This window comes from Odoribacter sp. (assembly GCF_985060555.1).
This window is the reverse complement of the sequence record NZ_CFKYFN010000020.1, coordinates 1-21699: the sequence shown is the minus strand read 5'-3', so window position 1 is coordinate 21699 and position 21699 is coordinate 1. Positions and strand designations below refer to the sequence as shown.

Below are 21699 nucleotides of genomic sequence, written 5' to 3'. Positions count from 1 at the left end.
TTTCTGAACGCCCGACCGGTGGTGTCTGACGAACGAAGTGAGGAGTTCCGCCGGTCAGTGAAAGAAAAAGCTAGATGACCGACAGAAGCGACCGGGTCCCCGAACACGAATACCGAAGACGAACAAGGACCAAAATAATTCTACATTTAATGTAAACATGTACATAAATACCGTTTATTAAATATATTTGTCTATTCTTAGGAACGGCTAAATCAGAACAGATGAAACACATGACTTTCGTACAATGGGCGGTCTGGTTGGGATTTATCTACCCGGTATGTTCTTGTCAGCCCCGACCGGATCTTAAATTGTGGTATACCCGTCCGGCTGAGCGGTGGGAGGAAACTTTGCCTTTGGGAAACGGACGTTTGGGGATGATGCCCGATGGGGGAGTCGTTCAGGAGACTATCGTCCTGAACGATATTACGATGTGGTCCGGTAGTTTTCAGGATACTCGTAATCCCGAAGCTTTGAAGTATCTGCCTGAGATTCGCCGGCTGTTATTGGAAGGAAAAAACGATGAGGCCCAGGAACTGATGTATAAACACTTTGCTTGCGGAGGACAAGGATCGGCTTTCGGACAGGGGGCGAACGCTCCTTACGGCGCTTTTCAATTGTTAGGTAATCTGCATTTACAATATCATTTCCCGGATAGTAGCGATGTCGGTTATTCCGCTTATGAGAGAGGATTATCTTTGGACAAAGCTTTGGCTTGGACCTGTTTCCGGAAAGGTAAGGTGAAATACCGGCGGGAATATTTCGTTTCCCAGACAGAAGATGTGATGATCATGAAGTTGACTGCCGACCGGAAAGGAATGCTGGATTTTGATGTTGCTATCGACCGACCTGAAAATTACACTTGTTATGCTAATGATGGGGTGGTTTATATGGAAGGACAATTGGATAACGGGAAAGGGAAGGCCGGAACGAAATATATGGTGCAGCTGAAAGTATGGACTGCAGATGGCCGGCAAGTGGCCGATTCGGCTTGTATACATGTCAAAGAAGCGACGACGGCTTATGTCCTGGTGTCCGCCGGGACAAGTCTTTGGGCGGCAGATTACCCGGAGCGGGTCGAAAAATTGATGCAGATTGCCGGTAATATGGATTATGGTTATTTGTTGGAGCGGCATGATTCTGCCTGGCGATATAAATACAACCGCGTGGAATTGGATTTAGGAACTCCGCAGGATATTTTGCCTACCGATCAGCGCTTGGCCCGTTTTCAGGAACAAGAAGATCCCGGTTTGGTCGCTTTGTATTTTCAGTACGGCCGGTATTTGTTGATCAGTGGTACGCGGGAAAATTCGTTTCCTTTGAATTTGCAGGGATTGTGGGCGAATAGTGTACAAACCCCTTGGAATGGCGATTATCACCTGAATATCAATTTGCAAATGAATTATTGGCCGGTAGAGATCGTCAATTTATCGGAATTGCATACTCCGTTGAAAAATCTGGTAAAGGATTTGGTGACTTCGGGTGAGGTCACCGCTCATTCTTTTTATGGAGCTCAGGGCTGGGTGGCTCATATGATGACGAATCCCTGGCGTTTTACTGCTCCGGGAGAACATGCTTCCTGGGGAGCCACGAATACCGGCGGGGCCTGGCTTTGTGAGCATTTGTGGGAACATTATGCTTTTACACTCGATCAGGAGTACCTCAGGGAGGTCTATCCCGTGTTAAGCGGAGCCTCCCGTTTTTTCCTTTCTTCTATGATCGAGGAACCTACACAGGGGTGGCTGGTTACAGCCCCTTCCTCTTCGCCTGAAAATGCTTTTTATATGCCTGGTACCCGAAAGGAAGTCAGTGTTTGTATGGGGCCGGCTATGGATACTCAGATTATCAGGGAGTTATTTTCTAATACAATACAGGCTGCCCGCTTATTAGAGATAGATGCTGCATTTGCGGATTCTTTGGAGAAAGCGTTGGATAAATTACCGCCGATGCAAATCAGTCCGAAAGGGGGATATTTGCAGGAATGGCTTGAAGACTATGAGGAAGTGGATCCCCGGCATCGTCATGTCTCCCATCTGTTCGGTTTGTATCCTTCGAATCAGATATCCCTGGCCAAAACCCCGGAATTGGCCGAAGCTGCCCGTAAGACACTTCAACGGCGTGGAGATGGAGGTACCGGTTGGTCGATGGCTTGGAAAATAAATTTCTGGGCCAGGTTGCAAGAGGGAGACAAAGCTTTGGAATTGCTTAAAAATTTATTGAAACCGGTGGTTACCGGCGGTAAAGTAGATTATACCGGCGGGGGAACTTATCCCAATTTGTTTTGTGCCCATCCGCCTTTTCAGATCGATGGTAATTTAGGCGGTTGTGCCGGTATTGCCGAGATGTTGATTCAGAGCCAGCAGGGATTTATCGAGGTTTTGCCTGCTCTGCCTGCTGTCTGGAAAGAGGGGAGTTTTAAAGGCTTGTGTGTACGTGGGGGAGGTGTCGTCGATGCAAGTTGGAAAGCCGGCCGGCTGGAGAAGCTGACTTTACATTCCAGGGTAAAATCTGCTTTTAAGTTGAAAATTCCGGAGCAAGTGAAACGGGTAGAAGTAGACCGGCAACAGCATGATATTCAGAATGGTTTTATCCATCTGGCTTTGGATGAAGGGGAACAATGTGAGATTGTGATGAAATATAAGTTGTAACTCCTGAGGTGGTTATTTCGTATTTTAAGGGTTTTCAATCGATGATAAAACTATTATGGAATATAGAACATTAGCCCATACTGACTTGACCTTATCCGCTATCACCTTCGGCTCTCGGGCTGCCGGAGGATGGATGTGGGGAAAATCGAATCGTGACGAAGCTGTAAAAGCCATAAAAGCGGCCTACGATGGTGGAGTGACTTCTATCGATACAGCACCGATTTATGGACAAGGCGAGAGTGAGCGGATTGTTGGAGAGGCTATCCGGGGTATTCCCCGTGATCAGGTACAGATTCTGACCAAATTCGGTATGAGATGGGATTTGCCACAAGGTGAATTCGCTTTTAAAAGCAAAGATAATCAGGACAACCCTATAGATATTTACAAATATGCCGGCAAAGAGAGTGTCATCAAAGAGTGTGAAGACAGTCTGCGGCGGCTCGGTACGGATTATATAGACCTCTATCAGATCCATTGGCCGGATGCTACGACTCCTTTGAGTGAGACTTTCGAGGCAGTAGAGCGTTTGATAGAGCAAGGAAAAGTACGTTATGCAGGTGTGTGTAATTATGATGCTGCTTTGTTGGAAGATGCCGCTAAACTGATCGATCTGGTATCGGATCAGATTCCTTATAGTATGGTTAATCGGGGGATGGACCGGGATATTATACCTTATTGTATCCGTAATGAAAAATCGGTGATCGCTTATAGTCCGCTTGAACGTGGCTTACTTACCGGTAAGATGCAACCCGGATACCGATTTGCTGAAGGCGATCATCGGAAAGAAAACCCTTTTTTTACAGACGAAAGCATTAAAAGAACGAATGCTTTTTTAGAAAAATTGCAACCTTTGGCTGATGAGAAAAAAGCGACTCTCGGACAATTGGTGATCCGCTGGACGATCGAACATCCCGGAATTACCGTTGCTTTGGTCGGGGCCCGCAATCCGGAGCAGGCGATTCAGAATGCGAAAGCTGCCGATATAATCCTGACTCCTGAAGAATTACAATTTATCAATCAGCAAATCGATCAGATGTTGAAATGATTATTCTTATTTTGGGTCGGTTCAGGGATAAAACTTGATATCGTCCTCGATTGGACTATTTAATTGTTTTATCAAAAAATTGCATTATTTCTCTTGCCCGATTGGAAATTTAAGATATTTTTGTAAAAATAGATGATAAATATTCTGGTGAGGCGTGGAAGATGAAATTTTAATAAAATATTTACGCAAGAACGATCGGAAAGCTTATTCGATATTGTTCGATAAGTATTTCGAGCGGCTCTTTACCTTTGCTGTCCGCGTTGTGTTTCGGGAGGATGTGGCTAATGATATTGTGCAGGAAATTTTTATCAGTCTGTATGAAAAATCGGAAATCCTGAATTACGACCTTTCTTTAAAGTCGTATCTTTTTAATAGTGTGCGGAATCGTTGTTTTAATTATTTGCGGGACCGTAAGGTGGAAGACCGGCGTATGAATTTATATGCGGAAGCTTGTCTATGGTCGGATAATGTCGATTGGATAGAGGAAGAAGAAGTGTTGCGGAAAATTCAGGAGGTGATGCTGGAGTTACCCGAAAAATGCCGGGAGGTGTGTCGGCGGCGTTTTTTTGAAGGGAAAAAATTTGAGGAAATAGCCGAAGAACTCGATATTTCCGAAAGTACTGCGAGGGTACAAACTCACCGGGGTATGGAGATGTTAAGGCAGCGTTTTGCGGAATATGATCTGGCCGTTATTCTTTTTTTTACTCCTTTTCTTTAAAAAAATACTTTTCCTGTAAACAAATTTTATCTTTTCGTGTTTAAGAGGTATCTAAAATTAAAGATCATGAAGATCGATTGGGTACTTTTAAAGCGGAGTGTATTATCGGATATATCTGAAGAAGAACGGAACCTGCTGAATGCTTGGTTGGATGAATCTTCGGAACACCGGGAATTTTACCGGGAAATAAAAACTTTTTTGTGTTCTCCGGAAAGTTTCCGGCCTACGGAAGAACGAATTCGTCGGTTCAAAGCTTCCTACGAAGTCAGGTTAACCGTTGCAGAACGTAGAAAAAGAAGGCACCGGATGGTACGGATAGGGGGGTGGCTGGCTGCTTCGTGTATCTTGTCGGTAGGGATGGCTTGCTTTTTATGGTGGCAGGTGACTTCATCCGTAAAAGAGCCCTTATTGACCGAAAACCGGCCGACGGCGACTATTTTGCCCGGAACACAAAAGGCTATTTTGGTAACCGGGGAGGGAAAGACTGTAAATCTGAATCCGGAAACCGCTGATGTCGAGATTGGAGAGGGGGTAAAGGCTAAAAACAGTAATCATGGTTTAATCTATTCCGATACGCTGACTGCAGGGATTGAAGATACCGAGAATCAGTTGATCGTACCTCGGGGAGGTGAGTATGCAATTGTACTGAGTGATGGGACCAGGGTGTGGTTGAATTCCGCTTCTGAATTGAAGTATCCGGTACATTTTGCAGGAGATATGAGAAGGGTGTATTTAAAAGGAGAAGCTTATTTTCAGGTTGCTCACGATCGGCAGAAAGCTTTTGTTGTCGTGACGGACGATATCGAGGTGAAGGTGTATGGGACGGAGTTTAATATCAATACCCGGGTTGCCGATTATGTACAGACCACTTTGGTACGGGGAGCTGTTTCGATAAAAACCGAACGATCCGCTGAAAAAATGCTGAAGCCCGGTCAGTTGGCGCAGTTCGATCGCTTGATCGGTGAGACCGAGATTAAAAATGTCGATGTATCTAATTATATCGGTTGGAAATCAGGAGTCTATATTTTTGAAGATAAATCGATCGAACAGATTATGGATGAATTGTCTTTGTGGTACGATATCGAAGTCTTTTTCCGTAATAATATTTCCCGTAACCGTCATTTCAGTGGAAGCCTGCCCCGTTATCGGGAAATCGACGATATGTTGAAGGTCATTGAAAAAACTTCCCATGTCCGTTTCGAGGTGAAAGGCAAGACGATAATTGTAGATTAAACGTTCGTTAACCGGACAGGAAGCGCAGGCGTTGAATAAAGAGTTAATAGCTGTCCGGAATCGAATGAAGGCTTTGAACGATGCTTATAGAAAAGAGAAAGATCCTGAAAAGTCTACCGAAATCAAAGATAAAATGGAGCCGTTTTACGAAGAAATGGGAAAAATTACTGATCGGTTTATAGCAACACATATCGATTCGTATGTGACTGCAGGACAATTGAGATATAAAGTCAGTTCCATGACTTATCCCGAAGCACAGGCTGTTTTCGATCGTTTGAGTGAACGGGTAAAGAAAAGTAAGCTGGGGCAAGAAGTATATCAGGAAATTCAAAAGTTGAAAAATGGTTCTCCGGGCAGTCCTGCTGCCATATTCAGCAAAAAGGATATCGACGGAGAAATGTTTTCGTTGGCAGACCTCAGGGGAAAATACGTGATTATCGATTTCTGGGCCAGTTGGTGTGTTCCCTGTCGGAAAAGTAATCCCCATTTGAAAGAATTGTATAGAAAGTATAAAGATCAGGGCCTGGAAGTGGTGTGTGTGTCCGACGACGATCCGGACGAGGCTAAATGGCGGACAGCTGTAAAGAAAGATGACATCGGGATGTTTCATCACGTATTGCGTGGATTGAAGTTCGATGGAAAAGACTTCGATCGCTCGGAAGATATCAGCGAGCTGTATGGAATTCACTCTTTACCGACGAAAATTTTAATCGATAAAGAAGGAATGATTATCGGACGTTATGGGGGAGGTGGAGAATCTCACGAAAAAATGGATGAAAAATTGAAGGAAGTATTCGGGAATTAAATACAAAGAAAATAAAAACAATCATTGGTATAGTGCTTTGTTTGTGCCTGTCCGGAGGTTTACAGGCCGGGATCCGTAAAAGTAACCTGAAAGTGTTGTATGTCGGCGGTTCGCCGGATGTCGATTATGTCGGTAACCGTCCCGATTCGGCGGTGTTGGCACAAAGCAGTGCGAAACGTATGGCTTCCTTTGACAAGATGTTGAAACGCTATTTCCGGCAGGTGACGGTGATCCGGGCCAAAGCCTACCGGCCGGAATTGTCGGACAATTATGATGTAACGGTGATGGACGGTCGGCCGGCTCCTATCCTGCCGGGCATTATGGAAAGGGATAGTTCAGGCCGCCTGACCCGGTATGAAAAAACCGGTTATTTGCCTCCCGACTTCGACCGTCCGATGGTGAAGAAACCGATGCGGACGCTGCCTTATATCGATGATACCATAGCTCCCGATTCTTTACCGATGTGGCGGGTGCAGAAAGAAGGGTATATGTCGAAGCGGAGCTCCGTGTCGGCATGGTATCGCGGCCCGGTGGTTTCGAGGATTCGCCTGAAGCTGAGATAATTTCCGGTGGCGTTTCGGGTAAGACATGGGATGCTGTGGCGATCGGAAGGCATGGTAACTTTCTCCACTGGGGATTTGCTGCTTCGCCCGACGATATGACGGAAGAGGCCCGGGATGTGTTTGCCAATGCTGTGGTGTATATTGCCGGTTTTGCCGGCCAAACGCCGGTCGCCCGCAAATATAACGACCGCATTATCACCCGGCATGATATTACGCTTCGTGCTTTTTCGGCTACCCGCCGGGCTTATGCCCTGAACGTGGAAACGATGAAAAATCATGCGGCTAGGATGGAAGATTTGAAACATATGATTTGCATGACTCCGACAGAGAAAAAAATTGTATTGAAATAAATAAAAAATTATGATATGAAAACACAAATGATAATAGGGGGTATCCTTTTTGGGGTGGCTGCTTGCACAGCCCCGGCAGACGGTTACCGGATTACCGGCAACATTGAAGGGGCTGGTGACGGAAAAGCCATATTGTTACAATCGGCAGGTTTCGGGGAACCGACGATGGGAGATACGGTGAATATGCGGAATGGAAAATTCGTGTTCGAAGGGCGTTTGGAATCCCCGGTTTCCGTCACTGTAAAGGTGTGTCCTGATAGCGATCAGCCGGCAAGTCTGGGATTTATTGCAGAGAATTCCCCGATCCGGGTGATGGCTGCCTGGAAAGATGTGATCGAACGGTATGGCTACCGTTCGATCGGCGGACAAACGGTGGAAGGGAGTTTGAACCAGGAAGTGTATGAGAAGATCGCCGGAGTATACGGGCAGATATTAAAAGCCCCGGAGCACAAGGAATATGCCGAGGCACAACAGAAAATGGCCGGATTGAGGAATACGGATACCGAAGCCTATTATAAATTGCAGGACGAAACGGAGCCTTTGTCCGAACGCTTTTCCGAAGCTGTACGCCAACGGCAGTTGGAGCTTATACGGGAAAACCGCACGGTGGAGTCGTCCGTTTTGAATCTGCGGATGATGTGGAACGATATGACGTTGGAAGAGTTGAAGGAAGTATTTTCCGTTTTGGATCCTAAAGTGCAGAATAGTCCTATGGCGGCAGAGGTGCGCGAGGAGATTGCTATCCGCGAGCGGGTACGGCCGGGGCAACCGGCTCCCGATTTTTCGCTGGAGACGCCGGACGGAAGCCGGCTGGCTTTGTCGGATTTGCGGGGTAAATACGTGTTGCTGGATTTTTGGGCTTCGTGGTGTCGCCCTTGCCGGGCTTCGTTCCCCGAAATGAAAAAGATTTATGCCCGCTTTAAGGATAAAGGGTTCGAGATCCTGGGAGTGACCAACGACAGCCGCAGGGAGGACTGGCTGAAAGCCTTGGAACAGGATCAATTGCCATGGAAACAGGTAATCGATGAATTCCCTGAGCCATACAAACCGGCCAGGGTGATCACGATGTATGCCGCACCTTATTTGCCTACTTTGATTTTGATCGGGCCTGACGGAAAGATCATCGGACAGGCAAAAGATAAACATCAGTTGGTAGAATGGCTGGAAGAGCGTTTGTGATCAATTGACAGGCTGGAGGGGAGGATTGTAGTCCGGTAGATTTTCGATCGCTGAAAGTCTGCCGGACTTGTCATTTGCTATTTTAAGATTATCTTTGTAGAAAAAGCTGAATTATGGTATTATCCATCGGATTCGGATTAGCATTACCTTGATCGGCGGAACTATGTTCCGGATAAAATTCCCCCCATCAGAACTGAAGGTTCGCTAATCAGAAATCTGAAAGGCGGCACTGATCAGGAACGAAGTAACGTTGAGGCAGGTAAACTTTCGAATTTAAAAGAGGAATAATGGAAAAAAATTGTAAATATATTTTATGGGATTTAGATGGGACGCTGACCGATCCGATGATAGGAATTACCACCTGTGTGCAGTATGCTTTACGGCATTTGGGGATTGAGGTGAAGGATTTGCAGGAGTTGTGTCCTTTTATCGGACCGCCTTTGTTGGATTCATTTCAGGAATTCTATCGTTTATCCGAAGCTCAGGCGCAAGAAGCGATCTTGAAGTATAGAGAACGTTTTGCGACTGTGGGCTGGCTTGAAAACGAGGTATATCCGGGGATGCCTGAGTTGTTGGATCGTTTGTGTCAGGCGGGAAAGACTATGATGGTGGCTACTTCTAAGCCGGAAGTATTCGCCCGGAAAATATTGGATCATTTTCAGCTTGCCGCTTATTTTTCCTTTGTCGGAGGGGCTACTTTGGACGGAGTACGCTCGACTAAAGAAGAGGTGATCGATTATGTACTGAAGACTAAGGAGGTTGTATCTCTTTCCGAAGTAATTATGGTCGGTGACCGTAAATTCGACATACTCGGGGCGAAGCATGCGGGAGTGAGTTCGGTTGGGTGTGTATATGGATATGGCTCCCGGGAAGAACTGGAAACTGCTGGGGCGGATTATGTGGTAGATTCGATCGGGGAGCTACAGAACTTACTTTTACCGTAAATGAGTGTGCATCGTGTCGGCTGTGGTCTCTATCGGTTGGTATTACAAGCGATAGTAATCCGGTTATGCTTGACTATCGGATTTCGATTGCTCCATGAACGGGGGGAATATAAAAATAAGCAGCTACTTATGTAGCTGCTTATCGGGAAGTGGTAGCACCTGGAATCGAACCAGGGACACAAGGATTTTCAGTCCTTTGCTCTACCGACTGAGCTATGCCACCAGCGTTTCATTGCGTGTGCAAAGGTAGAGCTTTTGTTGGAATGTGCAAATAAAATGCAAAGAAAAAATGAAAATATTTTTATTGTTGTAAATTATCGGGAGATTTTTTTTCTGAGTATTAATAATTTACTTTATATTTGTGTCGATAGAAGAATCTTAGTTTTGTGTTTTTGTAACTAAAAATATAGCTCTACGTACCCTTCTATATGTTTAATCATTTTTTTAATATTTTTTATTGTGAATATTTTTGTAGCAAAAATGAGTTCCGCCACAACAGGTGACGATCTCGCAACTCTCTTTGGAGAATTCGGTACTGTTTCTTCAGCAAAAGTAATTATGGACAAGGAAACCGGCAATTCAAAGTGTTTTGGTTTCGTTGAAATGGAGGATGAAACCGAAGGAATGAATGCTATTAATGCTCTTAACGAGTCGGAATTTCAAGGAAGAAAGATAGTAGTGAAAAAAGCTCGTCCGAGAGAAGAAGGTGAAAACAGAGGTCATCGTTCATTTTCTCCCCGGGGTGGCGAAAGGAGATTTAATCCGAATCATTAATTGAGAAGGGTACTGAGAGCTCAAAGCTCTCAGTTTTTGTATTTGGCTTTCAGGTAAGCGTATAAAACCTTGTGTAGTAAGGCTGCATTGGCTTTTTCCTCCTCAGATAAACGCGGATCTGTTTCGATACCGTTGCAAGCGTCCGATAGTTGTTCATCTCCGTCGATAAAATCGGTTGCATTTTCTTCCAGATAAAACATATCCGACAACTGCATCTTCTCCAGACATTCGATAGCCAGACTTCTCGCCTGTAATATGTTGTCCTCCCGATATTTGGAGAGAAATACTTCGATGATGGAATCGGTAAAATAATCACAGAAATAATGCAAAAGCAATAACCTGCGTTTATAAAGCTCGGGGGTCGGTAATTCCGGTCGTCTGAAAATATGCCCCAAGCCCAGATAAGCCAGTTCTGCTATCTCGATGCTTTCTTCTTCTTCTTCATCTAATTCCAGTAAAAGAATTTTAAACAGGGCATCTGAAAATTCGGCCTGCAACTCCTTTTCGTTGCTTTGATTGTAATAAGCCAGACGGTGGTCTCTGATCTCCCGCAAGTTGGCCCGCAGTTTTTTACGGTCTGCATGTATATTACTCAGTTCCCCGATTTCCCGTAAAACATCTTCTAAATCTCTGCTCATCTGTCCTCCTTTGCTTTTTTATTTTCACTTTCCCCGGCAGCCGTTGTTGAAGAAAAATTCTGCCATCCCTGGGCTTTTAATTCGAAAGTATTCCCGTCGCGGGTAGTCATATAACATCCTTCAGAGGCTTTGCAGGTATGGCCGATCACGCTGATTCCCGGCATAGCGGTCAGCAGGTCGTAATGCTCTAAAGGAGCGGTGAACAAGAGTTCATAGTCTTCTCCTCCGGATAAGGCGCATACCGTAGCATTCATATTGAGCTCTTCCGCCATTTTGAACGTTTGGTAATCGATCGGTATTTTTTCTTCATAAATGTTACAGCCGATCCCGGAATCTTTGCAAATGTGCATGATTTCCGAAGCCAGACCATCCGAGATATCGATCATGGCCGTCGGAAGGATATTTTTTTCTTTAAACTGTTGAACGATATCTTTACGGGCTTCCGGTTTCAGTTGGCGTTCCAGGATATATTCATAACCGGCGAAATCGGGTTGGGCATTTTCGTCTCCCTGAAAAACTAATTTTTCTCTTTCCAGCAATTGTAATCCCATATAGGCTGCTCCCAGGTCTCCGCTGACGCAGATCAGTTGATTCTCTTTGGCTGTATTCCGATAGACGATATCCTGTTCATCGGCTTCTCCCAATACCGTGATGCTGATGCACATGCCGGTTTTAGAAGAAGTTGTATCGCCTCCGACCAGGTCGATCCCGTACTTTTCACAGGCCAGATATAGGCCGGCATAAAACTCTTCCAGCCCTTCGACAGAAAAATGGTTCGAGACAGCGAGGGAGAGCGTGATCTGTTTCGGAATGCCGTTCATCGCATAGATATCGCTGGCATTGACGGCTACCGATTTATATCCCAAATGTTTTAGGGGGGTATAAGTCAGATCGAAATGAATACCTTGGATCAGCATGTCTGTACTGACGAGGATTTTTTTATTGCCATAATCCAGGACGGCTGCGTCGTCTCCAATCCCTTTCAGGGTAGAGGGATTCTGTAATCGAATCGTTTTTGTCAGGTGGTCGATCAAACCAAATTCTCCTAATGTAGAAAGTTCTGTATAATTGGACATGGTAAAATTGAACGTATGTTTGTTGATGATCTGTTTATACGGGCAAAGATAATGCAAACCGGGAGCAGAATCTTCAAGCTTGCTTGAAAGTTATGCCGAGGTACAGCTTATCTTCTGCAAAAATAGTGTAAATTAACAGACAGATCAACCATCCTCCGGATTTTATTCTACGGTCGGACAGACTTTTTTAACTTTTGGTTCTTTGACTCTGGATGTGTGTTAAATAAATTTCTTACTTTTGTGATTATAATCGTAAGATTGGCTTTGAATTTAGGTTCAAGTTGCAATTTTCAAGTTTCAATAGGTTTTATGGACAATATTATAGAAGAAGTTACCGGAAGTGAATATAAGTATGGGTTTGTGACGAATGTCGAAACCGATACGATAGGTAAAGGTTTGAACGAAGAGGTGATCCGGATCATATCCGCCAAGAAGGAGGAACCGGATTGGATGCTGGAATTTCGGTTGAAAGCTTACCGGCATTGGTTGACGATGAAGATGCCCCGTTGGGCTCAACTGGATATTCCTGAGATCAATTATCAGGATATCGTATATTATGCAGCTCCGAAACAGAAGGAGACGAAGAGTTGGGAAGAGGTCGATCCGGAATTGAAGGCTACTTTCGATAAGCTGGGGATTCCTTTGAGCGAACAAATGGCCCTGTCCGGAATGGCGGTCGATGCTGTGATGGACAGTGTTTCTGTAAAGACTACCTTTAAAGATACACTGGCTGAACGCGGAGTGATCTTCTGTTCTTTTTCAGAAGCGGTAAAAAATCATCCCGATTTAGTACGGAAATATTTAGGGACTGTCGTGCCTTATCATGATAATTATTTTGCTGCTTTGAATTCGGCCGTATTCAGCGATGGTTCGTTTGTCTATATTCCTAAAGGGGTACGTTGTCCGATGGAATTGTCTACTTATTTCCGGATCAATGCCCGGAATACAGGACAGTTCGAACGTACACTGATTGTTGCTGAAGATGAGGCTTATGTGAGTTATCTGGAAGGTTGTACCGCTCCTCAACGCGATGAAAATCAGTTGCATGCAGCGATTGTGGAAATCGTTGTCGAGAAAAATGCAGAAGTGAAATACAGTACGGTACAGAATTGGTATCCCGGGGATAAGGACGGGAAAGGCGGAATTTATAATTTCGTTACTAAAAGAGGAATTTGCCGGGGCGAAAATGCCCGTTTGATCTGGGCTCAGGTAGAAACCGGTTCGGCTATTACCTGGAAATATCCCAGCACTATTTTAAAAGGAGATGGCTCGGTAAGTGAGTTTTATTCTGTAGCGGTTACCAATAATTATCAGCAGGCGGATACCGGTACAAAGATGATTCATATCGGTAACAATACCCGTAGCCGGATCGTTTCTAAAGGTATCTCCGCCGGGTTCAGCAGTAACTCTTACCGGGGAAAAGTGAAAGTGGTGAAGAGCTGCCAAAATGCCCGTAATTATTCTCAGTGCGATTCTTTATTGCTGGGGGACAAATGTGGGGCACATACGTTCCCTTACCTGGAAATCGAGAATTCGACGGCTCAGGTAGAACATGAGGCGACAACCTCTAAAATCGGCGAAGACCAGATTTTTTATTGCAACCAGCGGGGAATTTCGACCGAGGATGCTGTGGGCTTGATTATCAAAGGTTATGCCGGTGATGTCCTCAATAAAATGCCGATGGAGTTTGCGGTGGAAGCACAAAAGCTGTTGCAGATCAGTTTGGAGGGAAGTGTGGGGTAAAAAAGCTAAAAAGCAAAAAGCTAAAGGCTGGAGCCTAAAAAGGAGAAGGTAACAAGTAAAAGGGAGAAGAATAAAAAAGTAAATTCATTCTGAAAGAAGTGAGATTATGTTAAAGATAAAAAACTTACATGCCTCGGTAGATGGCAAAGAAATATTGAAAGGCATTGATTTGGAAATCAAAGCCGGAGAAGTTCATGCAATCATGGGACCGAACGGTGCCGGAAAGAGTACGCTTTCTGCTGTGCTTACCGGTCGTGAACGTTTTGAGGTTACCCAGGGAGAAGTGGAATTCAATGGTAAAAATCTGCTGGAGATGCCGGCAGAAGACCGGGCCCGGGAAGGAATTTTCCTTAGTTTTCAGTATCCGGTAGAAATTCCGGGAGTGAGTACGGTGAATTTTTTGAAGACGGCAGTAAACGAGATTCGTAAATACCATGGACAGCCTCCTTATCCGGCCGGGGATTTCTTAAAGATGATCCGCCAGAAAATGGAATTGGTCGGGATCGACAATAAGTTGCTGAACCGTTCCCTGAATGAAGGTTTTTCCGGGGGAGAAAAGAAGAAAAACGAAATCTTTCAGATGGCGGTTCTCGAACCGAAATTAGCTATTCTGGATGAAACGGATTCCGGTTTGGATATCGATGCGTTACGAACGGTGGCCAATGGCGTGAACAAACTGAAAAAGCCGGAGAATGCTACGATTGTCATTACCCACTACCAGCGTTTGCTGGACTATATCGTACCCGATGTGGTACATGTATTGTATGACGGCCGTATTGTGAAAACCGCCGGCAAAGAGCTGGTAGCCGAACTGGAAGAGAAGGGATATGATTGGATCAAGGAAGAAGTAAAAGGTAAGTAGTCGGATATGAACGATTTTGAAAAAATAAATACCGATTTGGCAACTTTGTTCAGGGAAGGCCGGGCCTTGCTCGATGCAGGAAACAGCGCGGTAATGAACGGTTGCCGGGAGGAAGCATTCCGTAAATTTGTCGATTTGGGAGGAATCCCGAATAAACAGGAAGATTATATTTATCTGAATCTGCTGCCCTTATTCGGCAAAGATTATAACGTCGTGTTGAAATATATCCGGCAGGAGGTGGATATGAACGAAACTTTCCGCTGTGCTGTTACGGATTTGGTTACCACTCCCGTATTGACCGTGAACGGTTGGTGGTTCGATGGGAATCCGGCAGCCGAAATACCGGAGGAAGTGGTTATCTGTGGTTTGCAGGAAGCGAGTGTGAAATACCCTGATCTGTTTGCTAAACATTATAACCACTATGCGCCTGTCGCTCACCGGGATGGCTTAGTGGCACTGAATACGGCATTTGCACAGGACGGTGTATTTGTTTATGTCCCTGACGATGTCGTTTTAGAATGCCCTTTGCAGATTATCAATCTCTTAAGGGCGAAGGCCGATCTGATGGGATTCCAACGTAACCTGATCGTACTGGGGAAAAATGCCAGAGCGACTGTACTGGTTTGCGATCACACGCTTTCAGAGCATGATTTTTTAATCAACAATACGACCGAAGTATATTTGGGCCCCAATGCCCATATGGAATATTATCAGGTACAGAATCAACATCTCGGGGCTTCCCAGATCAATTCTTTATTTGTCTCAGAACACCGTAATTCCACTTTTGAAAGTAACCTGGTGACCTTGTACGGGGGTACTATCCGGAACAATATGTATGTCGCTTTGAATGAAGAAGGGGGAGAATGTCATTTGTACGGGATGTATATCCAGGATAAAAAACAGATTGTCGATAACTTTTCTTACATCGATCATATTGCTCCGCATTGTACGAGTAACGAGCATTTCAAGGGTGTTCTGGATGATGCTGCACTGGCAAATTTCAGCGGATGTATCCGTGTGCGGCCGGATGCACAGAAGACCGAAGCTTATCAGGCCAATAACAACTTATTGCTGACAGATACCGCCCGGATAAATGCCAAACCCCAGCTGATCATCGATGCCGATGATGTGAAATGTAGCCATGGAGCGACGGTCGGACAGATCGATGAAGAAGCTATGTTCTATCTGCGTTCACGGGGAATCAGTCCGGAAGAAGCCCGGATGATGATGATGTTCGGGTTTGCTCACGACATTATCCGGCGGGTAAAACTCGAACCCCTGCGGGTGAAAATCGATGATTTGATCGATAAGCGGCTGAGGGGTGAATTATCGAAATGTTATAATTGCATTATGCAATGTAAAAAATAATCGGATATGTTCGACGTTGCAAAAGTCCGGAAAGATTTCCCGATATTGGAAGAACAGGTATACGGAAAACGCTTGGTATACCTGGATAATGGGGCGACGACTCAGCGGCCGTTGCAAGTCATTGAAAAAATGAACGAATATTACCTGAAGTACAACTCGAATGTACATCGGGGGGTCCATTTTTTGAGTAATAAATGTACCGATGCCAATGAGGAAGCCCGCGAAATTGTCCGGAAATTCATTCATGCCGGTTCGGATAAAGAAATTATTTTTACCCGGGGTACCACGGAAAGCATCAACCTGGTGGCTTTTTCTTTCGGAGAAGCTTTTATCCGGGAAGGTGACGAAATCCTGGTAACTGAAATGGAGCATCATGCCAATATTGTTCCCTGGCAGATGCTCTGTGAACGGAAAGGAGCGGTATTGAAAGTACTTCCGTTTAACGATAAAGGGGAGCTCGATCTGTCACAACTGGATACTTTATTGACTCCGCGGGTGAAATTAGTTGGAGTCGCTTACGTTTCGAATGTGTTGGGGACGGTAAATCCGGTAAAAGAGCTGATCGGCCGGGCTCATCGGATCGGTGCAAAAGTGTTGGTCGACGGCGCACAAGCTGTTCAGCATATACCGATAGATGTGCAGGCGCTCGACTGTGATTTTTTTGTATTTTCAGGACATAAGTTATATGGTCCTACAGGAGTCGGAGTGTTGTACGGTAAGGAGGATTTGCTGAATCGGATGCCTCCCTGGCAAGGTGGGGGAGAGATGATCAAAGAAGTACATTTCGAAAAGACGACTTATAACGAGCTTCCTTTTAAATTCGAAGCAGGAACTCCCGATTTTATCGGGGTGATCGGCTTGGGAGAAGCCATTCGTTATGTTGAATCCCTCGGTTTGCCAGAGATCGCTGTTTACGAACAGCAGTTGTTGGACTATGCGATGGAGCGGATGCGGCAGGTTCCTGCTATGCGGATTTTTGGCGAAGCTATACGGAAATCTTCCGTCCTGTCTTTTGCATTGGGAGAAATACATCATTCCGATACAGGCATATTGTTAGATAAAATGGGGATCGCTGTTCGTACGGGACAGCTCTGTGCCGAACCGGTCATGCAACATTATGGGGTAACGGGTATGGTAAGGGCTTCGATCGGTATGTACAATACCTCTGAAGAAATCGATCTGTTTTGCGAAGGATTACACCGGGTGGCTAAAATGTTTAAGTTGGCCTGATATTTATATTTTTGTAAAGGATAGGATAAAAATTGATAAAAATGACAATCGAGGAAAAAGAACAGGAAATTATAGATGAATTTTCTATATATGATGATTGGATGGATAAATATGCTTATCTGATCGAGTTGGGATCGGGTCTGGAAGGGATGGATGAAGCACATAAGACCGAAGAAAATCTGATTAAGGGATGCCAGTCGAGGGTGTGGTTTCATGCCGATATGCAGGATGGCCTTTTGTATTTTACAGCTGACAGCGATGCAATTATCACCAAAGGCATCGCCGGATTGTTGATCCGGGTCTTTTCCGGACAGAAGCCGGCGGATATCGCTAAAGCCGACCTGCATTTTATCGATGAGATCGGATTGACCCAGCATTTGTCGCCTACCCGTTCCAATGGCCTGCTTGCGATGGTGAAACAGATCAAATTCTATGCAATTGCTGCTGAGGCAGCTTCGCAAAATACGAAGTAAGAAATTTTAAACGATTAAAGACGGATGGATATGACTGCCAGTATAACAAGGGATCTGATTATTGAGAAATTGAGCACGGTTTATGATCCGGAGATTCCGGTGAATATCTGGGAATTGGGGTTGATATACGATATAGAATTTCCAAAGCCTTCCGAAGTGATCATTCACATGACCCTCACGGCTCCCGGATGCCCGATCGCCGATGAGATCGTGCAGCAAGTGCATGATGTGGTAATGGAAGTCGAAGGTATAGAAAGTGCTACCGTAAACCTGGTTTTCGAGCCGGCATGGACGCCCGACCGGATGAGCGATGTGGCTAAGCTGGAGTTGGGATACGATATTTGAAGCGGAAAAAGAAGGAGTGGAAAAGAAGATTAAAATTTATAAAATATAATTGGGAGGATTTATTGAATATCTTGTTTATTTAACATACATTTACATCGTCAAATCTGTGATTAATTGGTGATTGAAATTATTAGAAGTGTATGAAGCGTATTTTGTTGATTGCGCTGGCAATCCTTTCATTAGGTAGTGTTGTTAAAGCTCAGGATGGGAACAATACATCTTATTTCTTATCAAATCTTCCGCAGCAATTTCGGTTAAATCCTGCTTATCAGCCGGAGTATAAAGTCTTTATCGGTCTGCCGGGGCTCAGTGGCGTTTCCGTGAATTATCTGAACTCTTCGTTTACCGTCGAGGATTTGTTGTTCAAACGGGACGATTCGGTTTATATGGATGTGAATAAGTTTTATAAATCATTGCATAAACGGAATTACATCGCTTTTAATAATGAAAATTCTATTCTTTCCATCGGTGTGAAAGCTAAAAGTTGGTACGGGACTTTGGATATCACTCAGAAAAATGATTTCTTATTTCGTTATAACAAGGATTTGTTCACTTTCCTGAAATATGGTAATACGGACCATCCCTCTATGGATTTCGGGAAGCTGGGGGTCAATCTGAATTCCTATATCGAAGTGGCTTTAGGTTTGTCGAAACAGGTGAACAGTAAGCTTACCGTCGGAGGGCGTTTGAAATATCTTGCAGGTATTGCGAATGCTCATATGACGGATTCTGAATTGGATGTGGTGACAGAGAAAGATGGAACGATGAAGATACATTCCCGGCAGAATATCAGGATCACCGCTCCGGTGAATATTCGTAACGAACAGACAGGTTTGCCGTTCGAACCCAACAAGCCGATCGATTGGGACGATTTCGACTTCAATACCGACGACATCGGGGTTGCGGATTTTCTGAATACTAAAAATCCCGGTTTTGCTATCGATTTGGGAGGTGAATATCAATTCAACGATAAAATTAAATTGTTCGCCAGTTTGACGGATTTGGGTTTTATTCATTGGGGAAATAAGGATTTTCGGTATAATTTTTATCAGGATGCCCGGTTTACCTGGGAAGGGGCCGATATTTCCAATAGTGTGAATAAAGACAATGTGGGATATATTTCTATCGATAGTGCTTTCACGAAGTTGACAGACCAATTGAAAGATAGTTTGCAGCTGAGAAGCAGAGGTAAAGCTTATACTACGATGGTGAGCCCGAAATTGTATTTAGGAGCTACCTATCAGTTGAACCGTACCTTTTATGTCGGAGGGTTGTTCCGGGCTTCATTAGTTGATAAAATGTTTATTCCTTCGCTGACTGCTTCGGTGAACGGACGCTTGATGCGTAATGTCAGTGCTTCGGTTTCATATAGCATTACCCGGGGAAGTTATGTGAATCTCGGTGCCGGTCTGACCGCAAAACTCGGCCCGTTCCAGCTTTATCTGGAAACCGACAACTTATTGGCTTGCAATTATACCAATACACAGTCCGCTAATGCCCGTTTCGGGATAAATTTACTGTTCGGACATAAAGACCATAAGAAAAAGAAAAAAGCAGCCGAAAAAGAACCGCTGGAAGTGATGATTGCACCTGTTCCGGTGAAAAAAGACACTGTCTATAAAGAGGTGGCTCCTGAGGTCGATCCGGTGGCTCCTATAAAAGAGGAGAAAGTAGTCGATACCGAAAGTGATTCAATCAGGGCTTATTATGTGATTGTCGGGAGTTTCAAGAGTAAACAAAGAGTGGAAAATTTGAGAAAACGCTTGGTATTTATGGGATTTAAAGAAAGTGCTATCCTGAGGAACGAAAATGGCATGTACCGGGTGACTACCGCCCCTTTCAATACCCACACCGATTGTTGGAATGAAGTATTCCTGATCAGAAAGAAGTATCCGCAATTTGCCGATGCCTGGGGATTGGCGGTGAGATAATAGAAATATGAGTCGATATGAACATGAAAGAATGGGTTCAGCAAGTGATTAAACCAGCTGAAATAGAAAAATATCTGGTAAACGGAAAAGACTTTATCGATGAAAAATCGATTTTCGGTAATCTTGAAAAATATCGTCAGCCGGATAAACAGCAAGTGCGGGATATTTTACAGAAATCTCTGGATATAAAGTTGTTATCTCCGGAAGAAACGGCTGTGTTGTTGAATGTAGAAGATCCGGGACTGTTGGAAGAAATGCGTGAAGCCGCATTGCAGGTAAAAAAGAAAGTATATGACAACCGGATCGTCTTTTTCGCTCCGTTATATTGTTCCAACCTCTGCGTAAATAGTTGTGTCTATTGTGGGTTCCGAAGTGATAACTGTGCTGAAAAACGGCATGTGTTGACTATGGAGGAGGTGAGACGGGAGACGGAGGCTGTGATCGATGAGGGACATAAACGTTTGATTGCCGTATATGGTGAGCATCCCCAAAGTGATGCCGACTATATTGCCGATAGTATGGCGACGATTTATGCAACCAAACGGGTGACTCCTACCGGGAACGGCTTTAATAATATCCGTCGCATCAATATCAATGCGGCGCCGATGAGTATAGAGAATCTGCGGAAACTGTGGCGTGCCGGAATCGGGACTTATCAGGTGTTCCAGGAAACTTATCATCCGGGACGTTATGCCGAGTTGCATCCGGCCAATACGATTAAAGGAAATTTCCGTTGGCGTTTGTACGCAATGCATCGTGCAATGGATGCAGGGATAGACGATGTGGCTATCGGGGCTCTGTTCGGTTTGTACGACTGGCGTTTTGAGGTGATGGGGTTAGTTCATCATGCTCACGACCTGGAAAGACAGTTCGGTATCGGACCGCACACCATTTCCTTTCCGCGTATGCAGCCTGCTTTGGGATCGTTTGTGAGCGAAAATTCGCCTTATTTGGTCAGGGACGATGCTTTCCGCCGATTGGTGACGGTGTTGCGTCTGGCCGTGCCTTATACAGGCTTGATTGTCACGGCCCGGGAGCGTGCTGAATTACGGCGTGAAATTATCAATTATGGTTGCACACAGACGGATGCTTCTTCGAAAATCGGTATCGGAGCCTATTCCGAGAAAAAGGTACAGGAAGAAAATCCCGATAAGGTTCAGTTTATGCTGGGCGACGAACGCAGTTTGGACGAAGTGATCCGCGAGTTGGCCGGAGACGGTTACATCACTTCTTTCTGTACTGCCGGCTACCGTTGCGGACGTACCGGGGATAAGATCATGAACTTGCTGGAAAAAGGAGTGGAAGGTAAATTCTGTAAGCTGAATGCCGTACTGACTTTCCGTGAATACCTGAATGATTATGCTTCGGCAGAAACCCGTCGGATCGGCGAGCAACTGATCGAAAAAGAGTTGCAGGAAATCGAGGGAATGTCTTTCTTTACAGATAAGAAATTATTGCCGACTTTCCTGAATTATTATAAGCGAATTGCTTCCGGGGAACGGGATTTATATATGTGATCGGAGCGGAGAGTCATTCTAATATTTTAGGTAAAGAAATAGGTAAATGTGCTCAAACTGAAATCTTTCTTAGTTTCTAGGTGTACCATATCTAGTTTTATTTTTTTAGGTTTCAAGGGGTACAAAAATTTCAGAAGTTAACCGTTGTCACTGAAAACGTACTAATTATAAGATCGATGCCCCCTGCGGCCGTAAAAAGGCGGTACAGGGGACATCGATTTGACAAACCAATTGCTCTTTTGGTTATTCCAGTACTTTTT

20 protein-coding genes and 1 tRNA gene are annotated in these 21699 nt (G+C 44.7%); 18 read left to right on the top strand and 3 right to left on the bottom strand.

The annotated features are described in order from the left end of the window. Window positions 1-221 precede the first annotated feature (221 nt). The 9 genes from AC5RDS_RS02570 to AC5RDS_RS02530 all read left to right on the top strand — a co-directional run bounded on the left by AC5RDS_RS02570 (window position 222) and on the right by AC5RDS_RS02530 (window position 9482). A complete protein-coding gene (locus AC5RDS_RS02570; RefSeq protein ID WP_013613405.1) occupies window positions 222-2645 on the top strand; it encodes a glycoside hydrolase family 95 protein in 2424 nt (807 codons plus the stop codon). Between the two features lie 55 nt (window positions 2646-2700). Continuing rightward, window positions 2701-3690: an aldo/keto reductase gene (locus tag AC5RDS_RS02565; protein ID WP_087381260.1), complete on the top strand. Its 990-nt coding sequence runs from the start codon at window positions 2701-2703 to the stop codon at window positions 3688-3690. A 154-nt stretch (window positions 3691-3844) separates the two neighbouring features. After that, complete coding sequence (locus tag AC5RDS_RS02560) at window positions 3845-4408, top strand: RNA polymerase sigma factor (RefSeq protein ID WP_013613407.1); 564 nt, start codon at window positions 3845-3847, stop codon at window positions 4406-4408. A gap of 66 nt (window positions 4409-4474) precedes the next feature. Continuing rightward, window positions 4475-5641: a FecR family protein gene (locus tag AC5RDS_RS02555; protein ID WP_118102819.1), complete on the top strand. Its 1167-nt coding sequence runs from the start codon at window positions 4475-4477 to the stop codon at window positions 5639-5641. A gap of 31 nt (window positions 5642-5672) precedes the next feature. Then, complete coding sequence (locus AC5RDS_RS02550; RefSeq protein ID WP_013613409.1) at window positions 5673-6446, top strand: TlpA family protein disulfide reductase; 774 nt, start codon at window positions 5673-5675, stop codon at window positions 6444-6446. 32 nt (window positions 6447-6478) lie between these two features. After that, window positions 6479-7009 (top strand): hypothetical protein, encoded by a 531-nt coding sequence (locus AC5RDS_RS02545; protein ID WP_494222195.1) that lies wholly within the window; start codon window positions 6479-6481, stop codon window positions 7007-7009. Next, window positions 6961-7359, top strand: a complete 399-nt coding sequence (locus AC5RDS_RS02540) for a hypothetical protein (protein WP_236252561.1) — start codon at window positions 6961-6963, stop codon at window positions 7357-7359. The genes AC5RDS_RS02545 and AC5RDS_RS02540 overlap by 49 nt, the downstream gene beginning before the upstream one ends. 15 nt (window positions 7360-7374) lie before the next feature. Next, entirely contained in the window at window positions 7375-8538 is a 1164-nt protein-coding gene (locus AC5RDS_RS02535; RefSeq protein WP_013613411.1) for a TlpA disulfide reductase family protein, read from the top strand. A 287-nt stretch (window positions 8539-8825) separates the two neighbouring features. Further along, window positions 8826-9482 carry an HAD family hydrolase gene (locus AC5RDS_RS02530; RefSeq protein ID WP_118102823.1) on the top strand — a complete coding sequence of 219 codons (657 nt, stop codon included), beginning with the start codon at window positions 8826-8828 and terminating at the stop codon, window positions 9480-9482. A gap of 150 nt (window positions 9483-9632) precedes the next feature. Here the strand turns inward: AC5RDS_RS02530 and AC5RDS_RS02525 are convergent. Then, window positions 9633-9705: transfer RNA gene (locus AC5RDS_RS02525), tRNA-Phe, on the bottom strand. Between the two features lie 236 nt (window positions 9706-9941). On the opposite strand from AC5RDS_RS02525, the gene rbp reads away from it, so the two are divergent. Then, on the top strand, window positions 9942-10256 hold the full coding sequence (rbp, locus tag AC5RDS_RS02520) for an RNA-binding regulator (RefSeq protein WP_013613413.1): 315 nt from the start codon (window positions 9942-9944) through the stop codon (window positions 10254-10256). A 29-nt stretch (window positions 10257-10285) separates the two neighbouring features. On the opposite strand, the gene AC5RDS_RS02515 is transcribed toward rbp, so the two are convergent. Together AC5RDS_RS02515 and thiL are read right to left on the bottom strand one after the other, a co-directional pair. Next, complete coding sequence (locus tag AC5RDS_RS02515; RefSeq protein WP_013613414.1) at window positions 10286-10894, bottom strand: hypothetical protein; 609 nt, start codon at window positions 10892-10894, stop codon at window positions 10286-10288. Continuing rightward, complete coding sequence (gene thiL, locus AC5RDS_RS02510) at window positions 10891-11970, bottom strand: thiamine-phosphate kinase (RefSeq protein ID WP_013613415.1); 1080 nt, start codon at window positions 11968-11970, stop codon at window positions 10891-10893. Before thiL ends, AC5RDS_RS02515 begins: the two co-directional genes overlap by 4 nt. Before the next feature lie 309 nt (window positions 11971-12279). On the opposite strand from thiL, the gene sufB reads away from it, so the two are divergent. From sufB to hydG, 8 genes are all read left to right on the top strand, one after another. Further along, complete coding sequence (gene sufB, locus AC5RDS_RS02505) at window positions 12280-13713, top strand: Fe-S cluster assembly protein SufB (RefSeq protein WP_046405523.1); 1434 nt, start codon at window positions 12280-12282, stop codon at window positions 13711-13713. Window positions 13714-13819: 106 nt separating this feature from the next. Beyond that, on the top strand, window positions 13820-14575 hold the full coding sequence (gene sufC, locus AC5RDS_RS02500) for a Fe-S cluster assembly ATPase SufC (RefSeq protein ID WP_013613417.1): 756 nt from the start codon (window positions 13820-13822) through the stop codon (window positions 14573-14575). Window positions 14576-14581: 6 nt separating this feature from the next. Beyond that, window positions 14582-15943, top strand: coding sequence for a Fe-S cluster assembly protein SufD (sufD, locus tag AC5RDS_RS02495; RefSeq protein WP_013613418.1), 1362 nt, complete (start codon window positions 14582-14584; stop codon window positions 15941-15943). Between the two features lie 6 nt (window positions 15944-15949). Beyond that, window positions 15950-17173, top strand: coding sequence for an aminotransferase class V-fold PLP-dependent enzyme (locus tag AC5RDS_RS02490; protein ID WP_013613419.1), 1224 nt, complete (start codon window positions 15950-15952; stop codon window positions 17171-17173). A 41-nt stretch (window positions 17174-17214) separates the two neighbouring features. Next, window positions 17215-17646 carry a SufE family protein gene (locus AC5RDS_RS02485; protein WP_013613420.1) on the top strand — a complete coding sequence of 144 codons (432 nt, stop codon included), beginning with the start codon at window positions 17215-17217 and terminating at the stop codon, window positions 17644-17646. Window positions 17647-17676: 30 nt separating this feature from the next. Then, entirely contained in the window at window positions 17677-17991 is a 315-nt protein-coding gene (locus AC5RDS_RS02480; protein ID WP_013613421.1) for an iron-sulfur cluster assembly protein, read from the top strand. A gap of 140 nt (window positions 17992-18131) precedes the next feature. After that, complete coding sequence (locus AC5RDS_RS02475) at window positions 18132-19922, top strand: DUF5723 family protein (RefSeq protein WP_118102825.1); 1791 nt, start codon at window positions 18132-18134, stop codon at window positions 19920-19922. Between the two features lie 17 nt (window positions 19923-19939). Beyond that, on the top strand, window positions 19940-21439 hold the full coding sequence (hydG, locus tag AC5RDS_RS02470; RefSeq protein WP_013613423.1) for a [FeFe] hydrogenase H-cluster radical SAM maturase HydG: 1500 nt from the start codon (window positions 19940-19942) through the stop codon (window positions 21437-21439). Window positions 21440-21699 lie beyond the last annotated feature (260 nt).